This is a genomic window from Microbacterium sp. BK668, assembly GCF_004362195.1.
Classification (GTDB): domain Bacteria; phylum Actinomycetota; class Actinomycetes; order Actinomycetales; family Microbacteriaceae; genus Microbacterium.
Genome location: NZ_SNWG01000001.1, coordinates 3036832 through 3056134, shown reverse-complemented (window position 1 = coordinate 3056134; position 19303 = coordinate 3036832). Strand labels below are relative to the sequence as shown.

The following is a 19303-nucleotide window of genomic DNA, read 5'->3' as shown; positions in this document are numbered from 1 at the left end:
CGCGCTCAAGCCCGATGTGAAGCAGGCGCCGCACCCTGCGAAGGGTGCGACGCCTGCGTGAGGGTTCTCGGCTACGCCCGGTCGCGGAGCTCCCGGCCGTGGACCACGAGCGCGTAGATGATCAGCAGATCCAGGCCGATGATGAGCAGGGCCCAAAGCGGCTGGTAGGGAAGCGTCGGGAACTGACTGATGGCGTTGAGCGCCACGAGGATCACGGCGATGGTGCGTGCCCACGTCGCGCCGCGCGTGACGAAGACGCCTACGACGACGAGCGCGATGCCGAGGATCAGGTGCCACCAGCCCCACCCGTTGACGTCGATCGCCCACACGGCTTCGTCGGTGACGAAGAAGCTGCTGTCGGGCCCGATGACGGCGGTGAGGCCGAACAGGGCGTTGAAGACGCCGACGATGATGAGGACGATGCCGGCGAAGACGGCCCAGCCGACCCATCCGGACTGCTGTGTGTTCGACAAGGTGGGGGACTCCTTTCTGAAGAGACTCGCAGCGTGCGAGCCTGCGTGAGGCGCTGAGTGGACCGCGCCTCTCCTCCGATGGTCGCGTCGCCGCTCCGAGCGCGTCGACGCGACACGGCCGAGGATCACCCGCGCCGGATGACGTTTCCGGCGATTGCCTGTCGCTGAGGCGCCGGAAGGACGGGTGCCTCGGTCAGAAGTCGAGGCGCATGACGAGGCGGCGCTTGGTGGGGTGGCTGACTTCGCGGAACCCTGCTGCGGCGAAGGGGCCCAGCGCGCCGACGCTCATCTCGTCCCAGGTGACCTCGGCGCCGCCGGTGACGAGCGGGTAGCCCTCGACGGCTGCGGCGCCCCGGGATCGCGCGAAGGCGGCGGCTGCCGCGACGAGGTCGTACGTCAGGTGCTGGTGGCGGTAGCCCTTGCGCACGACGAGGCACGGGATGGACCAGATGGTGTCGTCGTCCTTGTCCTCCGAGCGCCCCTGCCACGGCACGGGCGAGCCGCGAAGGCGGCCGTAGACCGTCCGACGGTCGACGGCGGCCCACCCCACGGGCTCATCGCCGAGGTAGGCGACCACCCCGATCGTCTCGGTCGCGCGCGGATCGCCGCAGTGGGTCTCCTCGCGCAGGATGGCTCCCCGCTCGCTCTCGGGCATGTACCACCAGTCGCGGTCGCCGAGCCGCGGGCGCTGACACTGACAGCGCCTCGCCGTGCCGGTCAGGATGAGCTGGAGGTCGTCCCAGGACGCCTCGTTCGCCGGCACGATCCGCAGCGGGTGAGTGGGATCGTCCATGCCGCGAGCATAGGGCGGCCGCGCCCGCACGAACCGGACAACCCCCCGGACGTCCCTGATGCGACGATCGACTCCGAGCCGACCCTCGGGCTGGGCCTGTCGAAGGGCCGCACCCAAGCCCCCGGAGTTGCCCCGGGGTACGGCCCTTCGACAAGCAGCTTGGTCCGGCCCCTCATCCGGACAGCAATCGTGGCGCACTCCGTGAAGACGTGATCGTTCGGGTGATCACGGCGCGCGTCTTGCCAGCCCTCGCTGCTCGCACTCGCTGAAGCTCTGTTTCGCCTCCCTCGCTTTCGGCACGCCATCGTGCGGAAGTTCCCAAGTGCGAGGTGTCCAACAGGACTGGAATACACCCGTTCCGCCTGATGTGCAAGCACCGCGTCCTGAGGTGCCCGCCGGGAGCCCTGAAGCGCAACCAACCGGACAAAGTGCGAACATCATTCCCGCGCATGCGTCTTGCCCGATAGTCGCCGCTCAGGCGCCGGGCCGGCATGAGCGATCCCCGGCGGCACGACACCGAGTCTCAGGAGAAGCTCAGCGTTGCCCAAACGTGACGGCCACCGCTTGACCTGCGATGAGAAACCTCTCATGCTTTCTTCCGGGAGGGGATCCACGCAGCGCGTGCATTCCAAGACCCAGCTCTGGAAAGACTGGGACACGTAACTGGGGATATCTGGGGGCCGGCCGCTTGGGGTGCGCCGGTAGATCGCTACTTGGGGTTGTTCGAGGACTGGTGCTTGCAGCCGGTCGATTCAGTGCTGTCTGTTCACCTGTCCTCAAACAAGGAGATACGCACGTGCGTGCAACAATTCACAACTACCTCGAGGCTGCGAAGGCGCGTCGCGAGGAGAACGGCGAGAAGGGCTTCTCGCTGATCGAGCTCATCATCGTGGTGGTCATCCTCGGCATCCTCGTCGCGATCGCCATCCCGATCTTCTCGAACATCCAGGCCCAGGCGCAGCTGAACGCGCTGAACGCGGCCGCGGCCAACGGTGCGACCGCCGCTGCTGCGGCGTTCGCCGACACGCCGGCGTCCCCGACGCCCACTGAAGCGGCGGCTTCCGCGGGCAGCAACGGGATCACGACTGCCCTCGTCACGTCGGCGGGCAACAGCACCGACGTCTCTAACGTGTGCGTCAGCGCGACGGACGGCACCACGACTCGCTACGCGGGTCCCGGAGCCGCGGCAGGCGGAGCCAGCTGCTAACAGCGGTGCAGGGCGCCCGGTTCAGGCGCCGACCTGGAGCCTGAACCGGGCGACACCACCGTGGAGGCGGGCATGCAGCGACACGCAGACGAACGCGGCTTCGGAATCGTCGAGGTCATCATCGCGATGTTCCTCCTGGCGATCGTCGCGGTCGCCATCCTTCCGGCCCTCTGGCAGGGCATCGCCCAGACGGCGACTCAATCGTCCACAGCGACGGCGACCCGCTACCTGAACTCGCTCGTCGAGGACGCAAGGGAGGCGCACTCGTGCACCGCCCTGACGTCGATCGCCACGCCTCCGTCATCGGCCACGCCGATGGAGGACGGCCGCGGCGGAGACCTCACGGTCTCCGGCACGGTCACCAACTGCAGTTCGGGCAGCACGGCTCGGCTCACTCTCAACGTGTCGGGCGGCGGCAAGGTCCTCGCCTCGACCACAGCACTCATCTTCATCCCATGACGAACCGCACCTCCGCCCGCCATGACGACTCCGGCCTCGGCCTGATCGAGCTCATCGTCGTCATCGTCGTGACCGGAATCATCATGGCGGCGATCGTCTCGATCTTCGTGAACTCCTGGAAGACGCAGGACCAGGTGACGAGCGAGACGGGCGGCACGAACCGTGGGCAGGTCGTCGGCTCGATGATCGAGCAGGCGGTCCGGAACTCGCTCTACCTGAGCGTCAACAGCGCGGGCGACGAACTCCGGGTCCGCACCTCGCTGAGCGGTTCCGCGCTCAAGTGCCAAGGCTTCAAAGTCGCCTCAACAGGTGTGCAGATCGCCACGTCCTCCACCTCCATCGGCACGACGTGGCCGGCATGGCAGCCCGCGATCAAGATCGTGGGCAGCGCTCCCTACTTCACGCTGACCAACGGCGTGCTCTCCTACAGCTTCGACGTCCAGACCGAGTCCGCCCCCGTGCGGATCAGCGGAGACGTCGCGGTCCGCTCCGATCAGGAAACAGGTAACGGCGGATGCTGGTGATCAATCGACTCCTGCACCGCGGGAAGACGCGCGGCGACGAGTCCGGCGCCATCCTCGTCACGGTGGTCGTCGTGATGTTCATCGGCTTCATCGTCGCGGCGACGATCGCGGCATCCGTCATGTTCACCATCGGCGCCAATGACACGAACCTGGATCGCACCGAGGCGTTCATCGCGGCGGAGTCGGGTCGGGATGTCGCCGTCGCGGCGATCACGGCCGGGTGCTCGGCGACGACCCTCACGGGCACCAGCCCGACCTACACGACCACCATCTACTCGACGACGGGCAGCAAGCCGACGTCTGCCACGGACGCGGGAGTCGCCGTGGGGTGTCCGACGCAGCCGGGATACGTCGTGCTGCGATCCACGGGAACTGGCCCCAACGGCTCGAGTGTCACTATCGACTCGGTCTACCCCTACACGGTGTCGTACTCGAATGTCCCGGGCGGGGTCGTCACCTACTTCTCGGGCAGCGTCTCGCAGAGCGTCTCTCACTACACCGGCGACCTCGTGCTGCGGAACGGCAACTGGTCGTGCCCGCAGGGCGGGACGCTCACGGGAGACCTGTACGTCCTCAACGGCACCGTGAGCCTCAGCAACGACTGCGTCGTCAACGGCGACATCTACGCGAGCGGCAACGTGTCGAGCAACTCGCAGTCCTGGAAGGTGAAGGCGCGATCGGGCAGCACGAGCGCCGGCAACATCACGACCAACGGCACCGTGTCCTTCGACGCGAACGGCAATCCCACGGTCGCGGGCTACATCTCGGCCAAGGGCAACATCAAGCTGAACGCCACCGGAGGCGGCAGCGCCTCCGTCGGCGGCACGGTCACGACCAAGGGCACGGCGATCGTCGACAGTCCGGCCTGGACGACGGGGGCCGTGACGCAGGGCTCGCCCTCGGATCCGGTCTTCGATCCGACCCTGGAGTGGCTGCGCGCGGCGACGAAGTGGATCGACCTCGACGGCGCGTCGAGCTGGGGCACCTCCGCCGCGATCAACTGCGCCAGCGACCTGCAGAACGCCAACTCCGCGACCGCCAAGGTCAAGCCGCTCCTCTCGGCCGGCACGACGCCGCTCGTGCTCAACTTCAGCGCGTGCACGAAGGACGTGAAGCTCGACCTCACGGGTTCCGTGCCGGTGACGCGCAACGTCGTCGTCGTGACGCCCAAGGACCAGCTGCTCGACGTGACGCTCGGCGGCCTGACCGCGTCCAGCGGCAGCAATTACCAGGTCCTCTTCGTGCACGCCGACGGCAACCGCGACGACCGCGACTCGAGCGGCGACCCGAAGCCCACCTGCGGCTCGAGCGGCACGCGCAACACCCAGGACCGCTTCGGCACGACGGGCACCATCGCCTCGAACATCAGCGTGATGATCTACTCGCCGTGCGGGCTCAACGGCACGGTCACGGCGAGCTTCTCGGGCCAGCTCTACACCGACGACACCACGAACTTCCACTCCGGCTCGGCCTACACCTGCAAGCCGATGAACTGGGGGACCGCCCTACCGAGCCTCGGCTGCACCATCAAAGGGTCCGGCGGCATCATCGACTCGAGCACGCTCGTGAAGCGTCTCGACGGTCTCGTCTACCAGTCGGAGAAGTAGCGCGTGTCACTCCTCCTGCCCTTCACCGTCGTCGTCTCGGGAATCCTCGGCCTGCTCATCGGGTCGTTCCTGAACGTGGTGGCAGTTCGTGTGCCGGTCGGCGCACCGCTGACCCGCGAGAGCCGGTGCCCGCAATGCGATGCGGCGATCAAGCCGTGGCACAACATCCCTGTCGGCGGCTGGCTTCTCCTGCGCGGACGCTGCGCGTCGTGCGGCGAGGCGATCTCGCCGCGCTATCCGATCGTCGAGGCCATCACGGGCGTTCTCTTCGCCGTCGTGGCCTGGCTCATGCTCGCGACCAGCACCGCACCCCTCCCGGCGACGTATGCGGTGCTGGTCGCGTTCCTCTACTTCGCGGCCATCAGCGTCGTGCTCGCACTCATCGATCTCGGCACGCACCGACTGCCCGACGCCATCGTCCTGCCGAGCTACGTCGTCGCCGGCGTGCTGTTGACCGCCGCGTGCGTGCTGGGGGCGGACTGGAGTCGCCTGCTGTCCGCCGGGGTCGGCGGGGCGATCCTCTACGCGTTCTACTTCGTCATCCGCTTCATCCGTCCCGACGGGATGGGTGGCGGCGACGTGAAGCTCGCCGGCGTCGTCGGCATCTATCTCGGATGGCTGGGCTGGGGAGCCCTCGCCGTCGGGGCGTTCTCAGCGTTCGTGCTGGGGGGACTGTTCGGTCTCGCGCTCATCGCCGTGCGTCGCGCCGGGCGGCGCTCGGCGATTCCTTTCGGCCCGTGGATGCTCGCCGGAGCGTGGGTCGGAATCTTTATGGGGCAGGCGCTCGGCGCCTGGTACGTCAGCCTGCTCGGTCTCTGAGCAGGCAGGGGAGAGGGAGAACATGGCATCGACACTGGTCGGCCTGGAGATAACAGAAGAGAGTGTGCGCGCCGTCGAGCTACGGCGCGGGAAGACGCCCCTGCTCGTGGCCGCGGGGGAGATCGCCCTTCCGGCGGAGGCGGCGCGGGATTCGGAGGTGCTCGACCGCGACGTCGTGGCGATGGCGCTGCGTCAGCTGTGGTCGACGTTCGACTTCAAGGCGAGGGAGGTGACTCTCGGCATCGGCAGCCGCCGGATCCTCGTCCGCGAGTACACGACGCAGGCGATGGCGCCTGACATGCTCCGCCAGGCCCTGCCCTACCAGGTGCAGGACCTCCTGCCCGTGCCGGCGAACCAGGCCGTGCTCGACTTCTATCCGGTGGCGCAGAACGGCGACCAGGTGTCCGGCCTCCTCGTCGCAGCCGTCGCCGAGACGATCGAGCAGCTCATCGCCACGACCGACCGCGCGAAGCTCAAGACGGACGCCGTGGATCTCGTGCCTTTCGGGCTCGCGCGCGTCGCCAAGCGCATCGCCGTCCCCGGCGACACCGTCGCGCTGATCCACATCGGCGACCACACCTCGCACGTCGTGATCGCGACGGACGGCGTGCCGCACTTCGTCCGCATCCTCCCCGCCGACGTCTCGACGCCGGCCGTACGCCGACGCGAAGAGGTCCTCACCGACCTGGTCGAGGTGCCGGTCGAGGAGTTCGCACTCGAGACGGTGCCGCCGATGCCGCCGATGCCGGCGAGCGTCACCCGCACCCGAGCGGCCCTGCGCACGGGCGGCGCCGCCGACGCGTCGGTGGCAGAGCTCGTGGGGCGCATCCGCAGCACCGTCTCGTTCTTCACGAACCGTCCGGGCGCACCGCGGATCTCGGCCATCGCCGTGAGCGGCGCGGGCTATCTCGCCCCCAACGTGTCCGAATCGCTCACGCGGGCCTTCGACATCCCCGTCCGCGGCCTCCAGGTCGCCGACGTCGTCAAGATCAGGAGCGGTCTCGCTCTGCCCGAGGAGCTCGCCTTCAACGCGGTGAGCACCCTGGGCGTGCTGCTGGGGGAGGGAAGCTGATGGCCAACGCAGCATCCGCGCTGGCTTTCGCCGGCGTGCCGCGCGTCAACCTCATGCCGCCGGCCGAGATCGAGCGGCGGCGCCGCGCCTCGCTCGCGCGCGGCTGGGTGTGGGGTGTGCTCGCCGCTGTCGTGGCAGCCGTGCTCATCATCATGGGGGCTTTCGCGCTGAAGCTCGTCGCCGACCAGCAGCTGGCCGCCGAGCAGGCGCAGACCAACGCGCTGATCACCGAGCTGTCCGGTCTCTCCGAGGTGAGCGGAGCCCTCGCCGCCGAGCAGGAGCTCGAGTCGTTCCGGGCCGACGCGCTCGGCGGCGACTACGCCTGGGCCCCGGTCGTCGCCTCCCTCCGCAGCGCGCTCCCGCAGGACGTGACGCTCACGGGATGGGATGTCGTCAGCGGCGGGGTGCCGCAGTCCGACGACGCGGCGGCCGAGGTCGGGCTGACGGGCACGCTCACGCTCGAGAGCCCGACGCCGATCGACCTGCCGGCGACGGTGCGCGGCATCCGGAGTCTTCCCGGTGTCACGCTCGTTGACGGTCGCTCCCTCTCGACCGGACAGCAGACCGTCGGCTCGTACGTCTACGAGCTCGACCTCACGCTCGACCAGTCGATCTACTCCGGACAGTACGCGACGCAGGAAGGCGGCAACTGATGCCTCGGTCGCTCATCAATCTCATCGGGATCGTGGTGATGGTGGTGGTGCTGGCACTCGGCATCCTTCTCGTCGCGGCGCCCGTGGCCTTCCAGGCGCTCGACGTGGTGGGCCAGACCGCGACGGTCGCGAACACCAACGCCCTCTACCAGGCTCAGGTCGACGACCTCACCGCGGAGCAGGAGCGCCTCGACGAGATCGAGGCATCCGTCGCCGGCCTGCAGACGCAGATCACGCCGGCAGGCGACCTCGACGACGTGTTCGAGATCGTCGCGAACGCGGCGGATGCGACGGGGGTCTCCATCACGGGCATCACCGCAGGGGATGCCTCGGCCTTCGTCGAGCGGACCGCAGCGACCGCGATAGACGAGACCGCGGACGCGGCTGCCGCTCAGCCCGCCCCGGATGCCGCGGCGCCCGAGGGGACGCCGGCGCCCACGACCGACGGAGCCCCGACCGCCGACGCCGCCGCCCCCGCCGACGCCGCCGCCCCCGCCGACGGCACGGCCGCGGCGCCGGCCGGTCGGACCCAGGTCGACTTCTCGATCAACGTGACGGCCGGCTCGATCGATCAGGTCGTGGCCTTCCTCGACGCGCTGCGCGAGGGGCCGAGACTGCTCGGCCAGGTGCAGACCACGGTCTCGCCGACCGGGACCGGATTCGACGTGACGCTCTCCGCGCTCACCTTCGTCATGCCGAAGGAAGGGTGATCGCATGAGCACCACCGCGCTCGACGCGCTGCTCCACGCCGCGTTCCGATACGACGCATCCGACGTCCACCTCACCGCCGATGCTCCGCCGCTCATGCGCGTGGACGGCGACCTCGTGCCGATCCCCGGACACGCCGAACCGCTGTCCGCCCTGTGGGTCGAGTCCGCGGCGTTCGGACTCATGGCGCCGGGCCAGCGCGACGAGTTCGAGGAGCGTCACGAGGTCGACCTCGCGCACGCATCGGAGGGACTCGGGCGCTTCCGTGTCAATGTGTTCCGGCAGCTGGGGTCGATCGCCGTCGCGCTGCGGTTCATCCCGCAGCGCGTGTTCACCCTCGAGGAGCTCGGCGCGCCCGCGATCGCCCGCGATCTGGCGCTAAAGCCTCGCGGCCTCGTGCTGCTGACCGGCCCCACCGGGTCGGGCAAGTCGACGACGCTGACGGCGATGGTCGACATCATCAACAACACGCTGCCGGCGCACGTGATCACCATTGAGGACCCGATCGAGTTCCATCACGAGAGCAAGAGGTCGCTCATCCATCAGCGCGAGGTCGGGGCCGACACCGCGTCGTTCGCCGAAGCGCTCCGGCGCGTGCTGCGTCAGGACCCGGACGTGATCCTCATCGGCGAGCTTCGCGATCCGGAGTCGATCCAGACGGCGCTGTCGGCGGCCGAGACGGGCCACCTCGTCCTGTCGACCCTGCACACGCAGGGCGCCGCCAAGAGCGTCAACCGCATCGTGGACGTCTTCCCGGCCGATCAGCAGCACCAGATCCGGACGCAGCTCGGCGACACGCTGCAGGGCATCATCAGCCAGACGCTGATGCCGCTCGCGCAGACGAACGGGCGCACGATCGCGACCGAGGTGCTCATCAACACACCGGCCGTCGCGAACCTCATCCGCGAGGGGCAGGTGGCGCAGCTGTACACCGCCATGCAGGCGGGCGCGCAGGTGGGCATGCACACGCTCGACCAGGATCTGCGGCGACTCGTCGAGGAAGGCGTCATCGCCAACCACGTCGCCCGCATGTTCGCGGTCGATCCGAAGTACCTCGACGGCGTGCATGTGCGGCCCCGCGATCTCGACGCCGAGTCGTGGTCGATGCACGCCGGCGAGCGTCAGTACGCAGGGAGCTGACCATGGCGATCGTCCAGGAATTCACCTACCGCGCGGTCGACCCCCGCGGGGGTGGCGTCATCAAGGGCTCGATGGAGGCCGCGAGCGAGACGGCGGTGACCGGCAAGCTGCGCGCGCAGGGCCTGACGCCGCTCGAGATCAGGGCGCTGTCCAAGACCGGCCTCAGCCGGGAGATCAAGATCCCGGGCTTCGGCGGCACCGTCAAGGCCAAGTCGCTCGCGCTCTTCACCCGCCAGATGGCGGGGCTGCTCAACGCCGGCCTGCCGCTCATGCGCACGCTGTCGATCCTCATCGAGCAGACCGACGACAAGAGACTGCAGCCGGCGCTCATCAAGGTGCAGGCGGATGTCGAGAGCGGGTCATCGTTCTCGCAGGCCCTGGCGCGGCATCCGGATGTCTTCCCTCCGCTCATGATCAGCATCGTGCGGGTCGGCGAGACGGGCGGGTTCATGGCGCGCGCGATGCACTCGCTCGCCGAGAACTACCAGAAGGAAGCGGAGCTGCAGAACAAGATCCGCGCCGCCGTCACCTATCCGACGATCGTGCTCATCATCGCGATCATCGGCGTGCTGGCGATGGTGACGTTCGTGGTGCCCGTGTTCGAGAACATGTTCGCGGGGCTCGGCACGTCACTGCCGCTGCCCACGCAGATCCTCGTGAACATCTCCCGGAACATGTGGTGGATCCTTCCGCTTCTCATCGTCGCCGTCGGTGGCGCATGGATCTGGTGGCTGCGCAACCGCAACAAGGAGAGCGTCCGGAAGGTCCTCGACCCGTTCAAGCTCAAGATGCCGATCTTCGGCAAGGTCTTCACCAAGATGGCCGTGGCGCGCTTCAGCCGGAACCTCTCGATGATGCTCGATGCGGGCGTGCCGATCATCCAGGCGCTCGCCATCGTCGGGCAGGCGTCGAACAACTGGGCCGTCGAGCAGGCCGTCCACGACATCCAGGACTCGGTGCGGCAGGGGCGCTCGTTCTCAGGTCCGCTGGCGAAGGCGGGGGTCTTCCCGGCGATGGTGTCGCAGATGGTCGCCGTCGGAGAGGAGTCGGGCACGCTCTCGGAGATGCTCGCCTCCATCGCCGACTTCTACGAGGACGAGGTCGAGACAGCGACGTCGCAGCTCTCGGCGACGATCGAGCCCGTGCTCATCGTCGGCCTCGGCATCATCATCGGCGGCATGGTCATCTCGCTCTACCTGCCGATCTTCACGCTGTACGGCGATCTCGCGAATCAGGGATAGCCGGAGGTCTCTGGGGGAGAAGGCGGGGCGGCGACGCGGGGAGGGCGTCGCCGCCCCGTCGCTGTTCGGTGCGCCGGCCTCGGCGGGCCGGCCCCGGCGGGCGGGCCCGCTGAGATGGCCAGGGGCGCCGACTGAGCGATCCCGATGTCGGAGGTATGTTCTACTCTCGGAGCATGTTCACCGAGGAGCACCCGCCGGTCCCCGACGCGATAGACCTCGTCGTCGAGGTCGCCGACATGATGTCGGTCATACGGGCGCAGCAGTACGCGCGGGTCGATGCGATGCGCCGAGAGGCGCTGGATGAGGCTGGACGATACGGGCGCGGGTCGAGCGACATCGCCGAGCGCTCGCTTCGGCTGGAGCTGGCGGCGGCGCTGCGCGTCACGGAGTACGCCGCGGCGGAACTCGTCCGGCTCGCCGAGGCCCTGGTGCACCGCTATCCCGAGGTGCTCGATTCGCTCTCGCACGCGGGCATGACCGAGCGGCACGCGACGGTGCTCGTCGACGTCCTCGACGAGATCGAGCCCGAGCTGGCCGCGGAGCTCGTCCGCGAGGCGATCGCGCTCGCCGAGGCCGAGCCCGTCGGCACCTTCCGCCGCAAGGTTCGGGCTCTCGTCGAGGCCGCACGCTCCGAGACGCTCGCGGAGCGCCACGAGCGCGCCCTCTCGAAGCGGCGGGTCTTCGTCGACCCCGGCGAAGACGGCATGGCGTTCCTCGGCGGCTACCTTCCGGCCGTCGAGGCCCACGCAGCCTTCGGCCGCCTGACCGCGATGGCGAAGGTGATCGCGGGTTCCGAGGGAGAGGCGCGAACGCTGGACCAGATCCGCGCCGACATCCTCGGCGACCTCCTGATCGACGGGGGGAGTGCGTCGCACCCCGAGCAGGCGCGAGGCATCCGCGCGACCGTGTTCGTCACCGTGCCCGCGCTGGCGCTCCTCGAGGAGGGTGCCGCGACCGACGAACCCGCCGTCGTCGAGGGCGTGGGTCCGGTCCCGGTCGACCGAGCACGGGAGCTCGCGGGCGGCGACGGCGCGATGATGCGGATCCTCACCCACCCCGAGACGGGCATGGTCCTCTCCGTCGGACGCGACCGCTACGAGACGCCTGCCTGGCTCCGCAAGCTGGTGCAGTGGCGCGCGGATCGATGTCAGGCGCCAGGATGCTCGATGCCGGCGTCGCGATGTCAGATAGACCACTCGATCGCCTGGGAGCACGGCGGAGCGACGGCGCTGTGGAACCTCGGGCCGCTCTGTCAGGGTCATCACACGGTGAAGCATCACGGCGGGTGGGTCGTCACTCAGCTCGCCGACGGCTCGCTCGAATGGATCTCACCATCGGGGCGCCGCTATGTCGTGCGCCCGGAACGCAGAGTGCCGGTCTTCCGTCCGACAGATGCGGCCGACGCCCCGTTCTGATCGGGTGCGGCCCGATCCGGTACGGCCCGGCGATCTCACGGGCAGAGCGTGGACGGCGTCGCCCGAGCGCCGCCGTCACACCGAGACGCGCAGCACCTCTTCGATCGTCGTGAGGCCCTGTGCGACCTTGCTGAAGCCGTCCTCACGGAGCGACACCATGCCCTGTGCGAGGGCGAGCTGACGCATCTCGGTGCCCGTCGCGCGCGTGACGACGAGCTGCTCGAGCTCCTCCGTGAGCGTCATGACCTCGTGCAGCGCGACGCGTCCGCGGTAGCCCGTGCCCGAGCAGGCGGGGCAGCCGGCCGCACGGAAGATCTGCGGCGGATCCGAGGGGTCGTGCGGAAAGCCGAGCGACGTCAGCACATCGGTCGGCTCGGTGAACGGCTCGCGGCATCGCGTGCACAGCCGGCGAGCAAGGCGCTGGGCCACAACCGCCTCGAGCGCCGTCGCCACGAGGAACGGCTCGCACCCGATCTCGGTGAGGCGCGTCAGCGCCGACGGAGCGTCGTTGGTGTGGAGCGTCGACAGGACGAGGTGACCCGTGAGTGCCGCCTCGATGGAGATGACGGCGGTCTCATTGTCGCGGATCTCGCCCACGAGCACGACGTCGGGGTCCGAGCGCAGGATCGACCGCAGCGCGTTGCTGAATGTCAGCCCCGCCTTGTTGTTGACCTGCACCTGGTTGATGCCGCCGATACGGTACTCGACGGGGTCTTCCACCGTGATGACGTTGATCTTGGGGTTGGCGACGGCTCGCAGCGCCGTATACAGCGTCGTGGACTTCCCCGAACCCGTCGGTCCCGTCGCGAGCACCATGCCGTGCGGCCTCGTGATCGAGGCCTCGAAACGATCCAGGTTGCGCGGCGACATCAGCAGGTCGGCCATCGACATCCGCTGGCCGGTGTTGTCGAGGATGCGCATGACGATCTTCTCGCCCCAGACCGTCGGCAGCGTCGCGACGCGGAGGTCGACCTGGCGGCCCTCGTGCGAGACCGAGAGCCTGCCGTCCTGCGGGCGGCGCTTCTCGGCGATGTCGATCGAGCTCATGATCTTCAGGCGCGAGATGATCCCGTCCTGGATCGAGCGGTCGGCCTTCTGCATCTCGTGCAGCACGCCGTCGATGCGGTACCGCACCGTGAGCTGGCTCTCACCCGGCTCGACATGGATGTCGCTTGCGCGGTCGTTGATCGCCTGGGAGATGAGGAGGTTGACGAACCGCACGACGGGGGCATCGGCATCCTGATCCTCGATCGTCTCGGTGAACGACTCCGCGCTCGACTCGACGTTCTCCTCGATCGCGATGGACAGCTCGCTGAGCTCCTCGTCGGATCGGAGGAACCGCTCGAACATCTGCTCGAGAGCGTCGCGCGCGACGACGACGGGCTCGACGAAGAGGTCGGTCACGCTCGCGACGTCATCGAGCGCGACGATGTCGTTCGGATCGAGGATGCCGACGACGAGCCGGTCGCGACGCTTGTCCAGCGGGATGAGCTGGTACCTGCGGCAGAGATTGCCCGGCACCAGCGCGACGATGTTGGGGTCGAGCGGGATGTTGGCCAGCTCGACATAGCGATGCCCCGTGTGCAGCGCGATCGCCTCCGCCACCTGCGCCTCGGTGGCGATGCGCGACGTCACGAGGTGCTCCCTCAGCTCCGGTCCGTCGCCCACTTCGGCGAGCGCCGCCGACATGTCGGCCGCTCGCACGGCTCCGGTCAGCACAAGCGTCTGTGCGAGTCCCCTCATCGGATCTCCCCAAGTCCATAGGAGTCCCCAAACCCCCACCTGAATCATAGGCGAGACCGCGCAATCCGCGGCTGTGAGAACGGAGAACGACTGTCAAGCCCGGCAGGGAGGGATGCCGCGCCGTTAGCCTGGCCGCATGGCCGAGACCGCGGCATCCGTTCCGAAAGACCGCAACCTCATCGCGCGAGTCACCGCGTGGGCGCTGAGCGTCAAGCCGGTCCGGGCGTTCCTGCTGTACAGCGAGCACCGGGGCCCCATGCTCGCCGACAGCGTCACGTACCGCACCCTGTTCAGCGTGTTCGCCGGCGTCCTGCTCGGCTTCTCGCTCGCCGCGCTGTGGCTGTCGGGCAACCCGACGGCCTGGCAGGCGCTCATCGACGGCGTCAACGCGGCGATTCCGGGCCTCCTGGGCGAAGACGGTCTCATCGACCCCGACGACATAAAGGCGCCGGCGGGCCTCACCGTCGCCGGCATCCTCGCCTTCGTCGGCCTCGTGGGCGCGGGCATCGGAGCCATCGGGTCGCTGCGCGCGGCCCTGCACATCCTGGCCGACAAGGTGCACGACGACGTCTTCTGGGTGTGGGTGCTCCTGCGCAACCTCCTGCTCGCGATCGGGATCGGCGCGGCCTTCGCGGCTGCCGCGGCGGTGAGCTTCGTCGGAACGGCGGGGGTCAACGTCATCCTGGGATGGTTCGGAGTGAGCGAGAACGACGTCCTCGGCGAGATCGCTGCGCGCGTCGTGTCGATCGTCGTGGTGTTCGTCCTGGATGCCGTGGCAATCGCGGTGCTCTTCCTCGCGCTGTCGGGGGTGAAGCCCTCGGCCAGGTCGCTGTGGAGCGGAGCCGTCCTCGGCGCCGTGGGGCTCATCATCCTGCAGCAGCTCTCCGGCCTCTTCGTGGGCGGCGCATCATCGAACCCCCTCCTCGCGTCCTTCGCTTCGCTGATCGCGCTGCTGCTGTGGTTCAACCTCTCCGCGCAGGTCATCCTCATCGCGAGCGCCTACATCATCACCGGCGTCGAGGAGGAGACCGACCGCGTGAAGGCCCGTCACGGCGCCTCGACCTTCGCCCAGCGACGCGTGCGGCGGGCCGAGGCATCCGTCCGCGTGGCCACCGAGGAGCTCCGGCACGCGCGCGCCGACGAGGAGAAGGAGCGCCGCGGCGACGATGACGCCGAGAAGACGAAGGAGCCGGCTCGTGCCTGATCCGACGGGAGCGGACCTCACGGTGCCCGCGTACACCGCCGACCAGGTGCGCGCCGCGGAGCGGCCGCTCCTCGACGCCGGCGAGCCGCTCATGCGCCGCGCGGCCGCCGCGCTCGCCCAGGTCGTCCAGGAGCTGATCGACGAAGAGCTCGACGAGCGCCCCGAAGCCGGCGTGCGGGTGCTCGTCCTCGCCGGGAGCGGAGACAACGGCGGTGACGCCCTCTTCGCCGCGGCCGCGCTCCGCCGCGCCGACGTCCACGTCCTCTCGACGGGATCGCGGATCCACGAGGACGGCCTGGCGACGGCGCTCGCGGAGGGCGCCGAGCTCGTCCGGCTGGAGGAGGTCCGCGACGGGGCGGCGCTCTACGACCTCGTGCTCGACGGCATCCTCGGGATCGGCACGGGCGCCGACCCCGCACTGCGCGGGCTCGCCCGCGACGCGGTCGAGACGCTCCTGCCTGCGGTCCGCGACGCGGGAACGCGCGTCGTCGCGGTCGACCTGCCGAGCGGCCTGCAGCCCGACGACGGCTCGACCGCCGACGACACGGTGCTGCCGGCATCCGTCACGGTGACCTTCGGCGCCGTCAAGGCCGGGCTCGTCCTGCGGCGAGGGCCCGAGTACGCCGGCTCGATCGTGCTCGTCGACCTCGGACTCGGCGACGGGCTGGCCGACGATCCGGCGGTGGCCGAGGCATCTGTCGCCCGCATCATCGAGGGCTGACCGACGGCGGACCGACGGCTGATCGACGGCTGACCGACGGCAGATCGACGCTGACCGACGGCTGACCGACGACTGACCGACGGCGGATCGACGGCTGACCGACGACTGACCGACGGCGGATCGACGGATGGCCGACGACTTACCGACGGCGCCCTACCGGGCGTAGCGCTCGACGAACGTCCGCAGCATCCGGCTCGGGTGCGACACGGGCGCGCGGCGCACGGCGGCGAGGGTGAGGTCGAGCTCGTCGGTCTCGAAGTAGCCGTGCGACGCGTAGGCGTGGATGCGGGTCGTGATGCCCTCGACGTCGAGCTCGGGGTGGAACTGCGTCGCGTAGACGTTCCGGCCGACGCGGAACATCTGGACGGGGCACGTCGGCGACGACGCGAGCAGCACGGCCCGCTCGGGGAGTGCCGAGATAGCCTCCTTATGGCCGACGAACGCCTCGAAGGTGCGCGGCATCCCTTCCAGGAGGGGATCGGATGCCCCGTCCTCGGTCAGCGTCACGGGGACGACGCTGATGGGCTCGCTGTAGGTGCGATCGATTGTCGCCCCGAGGTACGCACCGACCGTTCCGACGCCGTAGCAGGCGCCGAGGAACGGGAAGTCCCGCGCGACGACCCGGTCCAGGAGTGCGGCGAACTCGGCCTCGACCCGCTGCTGCACGGGCGACTTGCTGTCGGCGGGATCCGAGGCGTTGAAGGGACCGCCGCCGACGAAGATGCCCGACAGCTCGTCGAGATCGAAGTCGGGCATGGCGCCGGCCTCCAGCCGCACGCGGCGGAGGGACCGCTCCTCGAGCCCGGAATAGCGCAGGAACAGCGCGTACTCCTCGTCGGCCGGAAGGTCTTCGGCCCGGGTGGCGAGGAGGACGAACGGCTTCACAGTCCGACCATAGACGTCCGCGGGGCGCGTCCCGGCGCGATGTTTCGGCCGTGGAAACTCTCATGCACGGGTGATCCCTGAGTTCGGAACTTGAAGGATCAGCGGGTAGCGTTCCACCGTGCACGAAGACAAGAACGCCTCCCGCGTCGCGCCGCACCCGCTCGGAGCGACGCACCCCCTCGCTCTGGCGCCCGTCACCTCGCCGGCCGTGACCGTCGACGGCTTCGTCCGTCAGTTCCTGACCAACCTGAACTTCGACATCGGCGTCCCGCTCTCGAGGTCCAGCACCAACGACCAGTACCTCGCGCTGGCCGTGACCGTGCGCGACTATCTCATGGCGCGGTGGCTCGACGACAGCGAGCGCCAGCGCGAGCTGCAGGCGAAGGGCGTCTGCTACCTCTCCGCCGAGTACCTCCTCGGGCGCCAGCTCGACAACAACCTCCTCGCCACGCGGCTCACCGACATCGCGACGGAGGCGCTTCAGCAGTGCGGCATCAGCATCGACGTCCTGCGCGAGCTGGAGGTCGAGCCGGGTCTGGGCAACGGCGGCCTGGGGCGGCTGGCAGCGTGCTTCATCGACTCGCTTGCGACGATCGGCGTGCCGAGCATCGGCTACGGCATCCGGTACGAGTACGGCATCTTCCGCCAGACCTTCGTCGACGGCCAGCAGGTGGAGCAGCCCGACGCGTGGCTCACGCTCGGCTCGCCGTGGGAGTTCCCGCACCCGGAGGCGGCGCAGCTCATCTCGTTCGGCGGCCACACCGAGACCTACGACGATGACGACGGCGTCGAGCGCAGCCGCTGGGTCCCGGGCTGGAACGTGCAGGCCGTGCCCTACAACTACATGGTGCCGGGCTACCACAACGGCCGCGTCAACACCCTGCGCCTGTGGAGCGCCGTCGCGACGGACGCGTTCGACCTGCGCATCTTCAACTCGGGCGACTACGAAGAGGCCGTGCGGGCGCAGACCTTCGCCGAGAACATCTCGAAGGTGCTGTACCCCGAGGACTCGACGCCTCAGGGCAAGGAGCTGCGGCTGCAGCAGCAGTACTTCTTCGTGGCCGCCTCGATCGGCGACTTCCTCGACAACATCCTCCCGGCGGACTTCGACCTCTCGAAGCTGCCCGACCGCGTCATCTTCCAGCTCAACGACACCCACCCCGTGATCGCCGTGCCGGAGCTCATGCGCGTCCTCGTCGACGAGCGCAGGATGGACTGGGATGCCGCGTGGAAGATCACGCAGGAGTGCTTCGCGTACACCTGCCACACGCTCCTCCCCGAAGCGCTCGAGGTGTGGGACGTCGACCTCCTCGGCCGTCTCCTCCCTCGCCACCTCGAGATCATCTACCGCATCAACGACGACTTCCTCGCCGAGGTGCGAGAGCGGTTCGGCGACGACGAGCTCCGCATCCGCGCGATGTCGATCATCGGCGAGCACCCCTACCGGTCGGTCCGCATGGCGTATCTCGCGACGGTCGCGGGGTCGAAGGTCAACGGCGTCGCGGAGCTGCACTCGCAGCTCCTGCGCGACAAGGTGCTGCCCGACTTCGACGAGTTCTACCCCGGCAAGTTCACCAACGTCACCAACGGAGTGACGCCGCGCCGCTTCCTCCGCCTCGCCAACCCGGATCTCGCCGACCTCATCACCGAGGCCCTCGGCGCCGGCTGGACGGTCGACCTCGAACGCCTCCGGGGGCTCGAGGCGTTCGCGGCCGACCCCGAGTTCCGGGAGCGCTTCGCTGCCGTGAAGGCGGGCAACAAGAAGCGTCTCGCCGAAGTGCTGCACGAGCGCGACGGGCTCGCCCTCGGCGACGGCCACCTCATCGACGTCATGGTCAAGCGCCTCCACGAGTACAAGCGCCAGATGCTCAAGGTGCTGCACATCGTGACGGAGTACGACAAGATCGTCTCCGGCCGGGTCGAGGCATCCGACATCACTCCGCGCACCTTCATCTTCGGCGCGAAGGCGGCCCCGGGGTATGTGATGGCCAAGCGCATCATCCATCTCATCAACGCCGTCGGGGAGGTCGTCAACGCCGACCCGCGAGTCGAGGGGCAGCTCAAGGTGCTCTTCCCGCCGAACTACAACGTCACGCTCGCCGAGCGGGTCATCCCCGCCGCCGACCTGTCCGAGCAGATCTCGCTCGCCGGCAAGGAGGCATCGGGCACCGGCAACATGAAGTTCGCCCTCAACGGCGCGCTCACGATCGGGACCGACGACGGCGCGAACGTCGAGATCCGCGAGCTCGTCGGCGACGACAACTTCTTCCTCTTCGGGATGTCCGAGCCCGAGGTCGAGGCGCTGTGGGCGAAGGGGTACCACCCGACGGAGTTCTACCAGGGCGACGAGAACCTGCGCAGCGCGATGGACCTCATCGCATCGGGCGCGTTCTCGGGCGGCGACCGGACGGTGTTCGAGCCGATCCTGTCGAACCTGCTGTACGACGACCGGTTCATGGTGCTGGCCGACTACTCCTCGTACATCAAGGCGCAGGCGCGGGTGGACGAGGCGTACGCGGATCAGGATGCCTGGACCCGCTCGGCGATCCTCAACGTCGCCCGCACGGGGTTCTTCTCGTCGGACCGCTCGATCCGGGACTACATCGACCGCATCTGGCACACGCCGCCGGTCCTCTGAC

18 protein-coding genes are annotated in these 19303 nt (G+C 69.0%); 14 read left to right on the top strand and 4 right to left on the bottom strand.

Translation table 11 applies throughout. The features are described from left to right. Positions 1–71: 71 nt before the first annotated feature. Together EV279_RS13765 and EV279_RS13760 are read right to left on the bottom strand one after the other, a co-directional pair. A complete protein-coding gene (locus tag EV279_RS13765) occupies positions 72–473 on the bottom strand; it encodes a hypothetical protein (RefSeq protein WP_133544379.1) in 402 nt (133 codons plus the stop codon). Positions 474–666: 193 nt separating this feature from the next. Then, positions 667–1266: a GNAT family N-acetyltransferase gene (locus tag EV279_RS13760; RefSeq protein ID WP_133544376.1), complete on the bottom strand. Its 600-nt coding sequence runs from the start codon at positions 1264–1266 to the stop codon at positions 667–669. Positions 1267–2062: 796 nt separating this feature from the next. Between EV279_RS13760 and EV279_RS17150 the strand changes: the two genes are divergently transcribed. The 11 genes from EV279_RS17150 to EV279_RS13705 all read left to right on the top strand — a co-directional run bounded on the left by EV279_RS17150 (position 2063) and on the right by EV279_RS13705 (position 12111). Beyond that, positions 2063–2473: a prepilin-type N-terminal cleavage/methylation domain-containing protein gene (locus tag EV279_RS17150; RefSeq protein WP_279526922.1), complete on the top strand. Its 411-nt coding sequence runs from the start codon at positions 2063–2065 to the stop codon at positions 2471–2473. Between the two features lie 72 nt (positions 2474–2545). Then, positions 2546–2932 (top strand): type II secretion system protein, encoded by a 387-nt coding sequence (locus tag EV279_RS13750; protein ID WP_133544372.1) that lies wholly within the window; start codon positions 2546–2548, stop codon positions 2930–2932. Continuing rightward, on the top strand, positions 2929–3456 hold the full coding sequence (locus EV279_RS13745; RefSeq protein ID WP_133544370.1) for a prepilin-type N-terminal cleavage/methylation domain-containing protein: 528 nt from the start codon (positions 2929–2931) through the stop codon (positions 3454–3456). Before EV279_RS13750 ends, EV279_RS13745 begins: the two co-directional genes overlap by 4 nt. After that, the gene (locus EV279_RS13740) at positions 3453–5063 is read left to right on the top strand and encodes a hypothetical protein (RefSeq protein ID WP_133544368.1); all 1611 of its coding nucleotides are present in this window, start codon (positions 3453–3455) and stop codon (positions 5061–5063) included. The genes EV279_RS13745 and EV279_RS13740 overlap by 4 nt, the downstream gene beginning before the upstream one ends. Before the next feature lie 3 nt (positions 5064–5066). Beyond that, complete coding sequence (locus EV279_RS13735) at positions 5067–5882, top strand: A24 family peptidase (protein WP_208109536.1); 816 nt, start codon at positions 5067–5069, stop codon at positions 5880–5882. A gap of 22 nt (positions 5883–5904) precedes the next feature. Next, on the top strand, positions 5905–6954 hold the full coding sequence (gene pilM, locus EV279_RS13730; protein ID WP_133544366.1) for a pilus assembly protein PilM: 1050 nt from the start codon (positions 5905–5907) through the stop codon (positions 6952–6954). Continuing rightward, entirely contained in the window at positions 6954–7607 is a 654-nt protein-coding gene (locus tag EV279_RS13725; RefSeq protein WP_133544364.1) for a hypothetical protein, read from the top strand. The genes pilM and EV279_RS13725 overlap by 1 nt, the downstream gene beginning before the upstream one ends. Beyond that, on the top strand, positions 7607–8317 hold the full coding sequence (locus tag EV279_RS13720; protein ID WP_133544362.1) for a hypothetical protein: 711 nt from the start codon (positions 7607–7609) through the stop codon (positions 8315–8317). Before EV279_RS13725 ends, EV279_RS13720 begins: the two co-directional genes overlap by 1 nt. 4 nt (positions 8318–8321) lie before the next feature. Further along, on the top strand, positions 8322–9455 hold the full coding sequence (locus tag EV279_RS13715; RefSeq protein WP_133544360.1) for a type IV pilus twitching motility protein PilT: 1134 nt from the start codon (positions 8322–8324) through the stop codon (positions 9453–9455). A gap of 2 nt (positions 9456–9457) precedes the next feature. Beyond that, a complete protein-coding gene (locus EV279_RS13710) occupies positions 9458–10696 on the top strand; it encodes a type II secretion system F family protein (protein ID WP_133544358.1) in 1239 nt (412 codons plus the stop codon). Positions 10697–10869: 173 nt separating this feature from the next. Then, complete coding sequence (locus EV279_RS13705; protein ID WP_243728576.1) at positions 10870–12111, top strand: HNH endonuclease signature motif containing protein; 1242 nt, start codon at positions 10870–10872, stop codon at positions 12109–12111. A 75-nt stretch (positions 12112–12186) separates the two neighbouring features. Here EV279_RS13705 and EV279_RS13700 read toward each other — a convergent pair whose 3' ends face one another. Next, positions 12187–13854 (bottom strand): GspE/PulE family protein, encoded by a 1668-nt coding sequence (locus tag EV279_RS13700; protein WP_133544356.1) that lies wholly within the window; start codon positions 13852–13854, stop codon positions 12187–12189. A 136-nt stretch (positions 13855–13990) separates the two neighbouring features. Between EV279_RS13700 and EV279_RS13695 the strand changes: the two genes are divergently transcribed. Both EV279_RS13695 and EV279_RS13690 read left to right on the top strand, forming a co-directional pair. Next, positions 13991–15058: a YihY/virulence factor BrkB family protein gene (locus EV279_RS13695; RefSeq protein ID WP_133544353.1), complete on the top strand. Its 1068-nt coding sequence runs from the start codon at positions 13991–13993 to the stop codon at positions 15056–15058. Then, a complete protein-coding gene (locus EV279_RS13690) occupies positions 15051–15779 on the top strand; it encodes an NAD(P)H-hydrate epimerase (RefSeq protein WP_243728575.1) in 729 nt (242 codons plus the stop codon). Before EV279_RS13695 ends, EV279_RS13690 begins: the two co-directional genes overlap by 8 nt. Positions 15780–15932: 153 nt before the next feature. On the opposite strand, the gene EV279_RS13685 is transcribed toward EV279_RS13690, so the two are convergent. Then, positions 15933–16664 (bottom strand): glutamine amidotransferase, encoded by a 732-nt coding sequence (locus EV279_RS13685; protein ID WP_133544349.1) that lies wholly within the window; start codon positions 16662–16664, stop codon positions 15933–15935. Positions 16665–16848: 184 nt separating this feature from the next. On the opposite strand from EV279_RS13685, the gene EV279_RS13680 reads away from it, so the two are divergent. Further along, positions 16849–19302 carry a glycogen/starch/alpha-glucan phosphorylase gene (locus EV279_RS13680; RefSeq protein ID WP_243728626.1) on the top strand — a complete coding sequence of 818 codons (2454 nt, stop codon included), beginning with the start codon at positions 16849–16851 and terminating at the stop codon, positions 19300–19302. Position 19303: the final 1 nt, after the last annotated feature.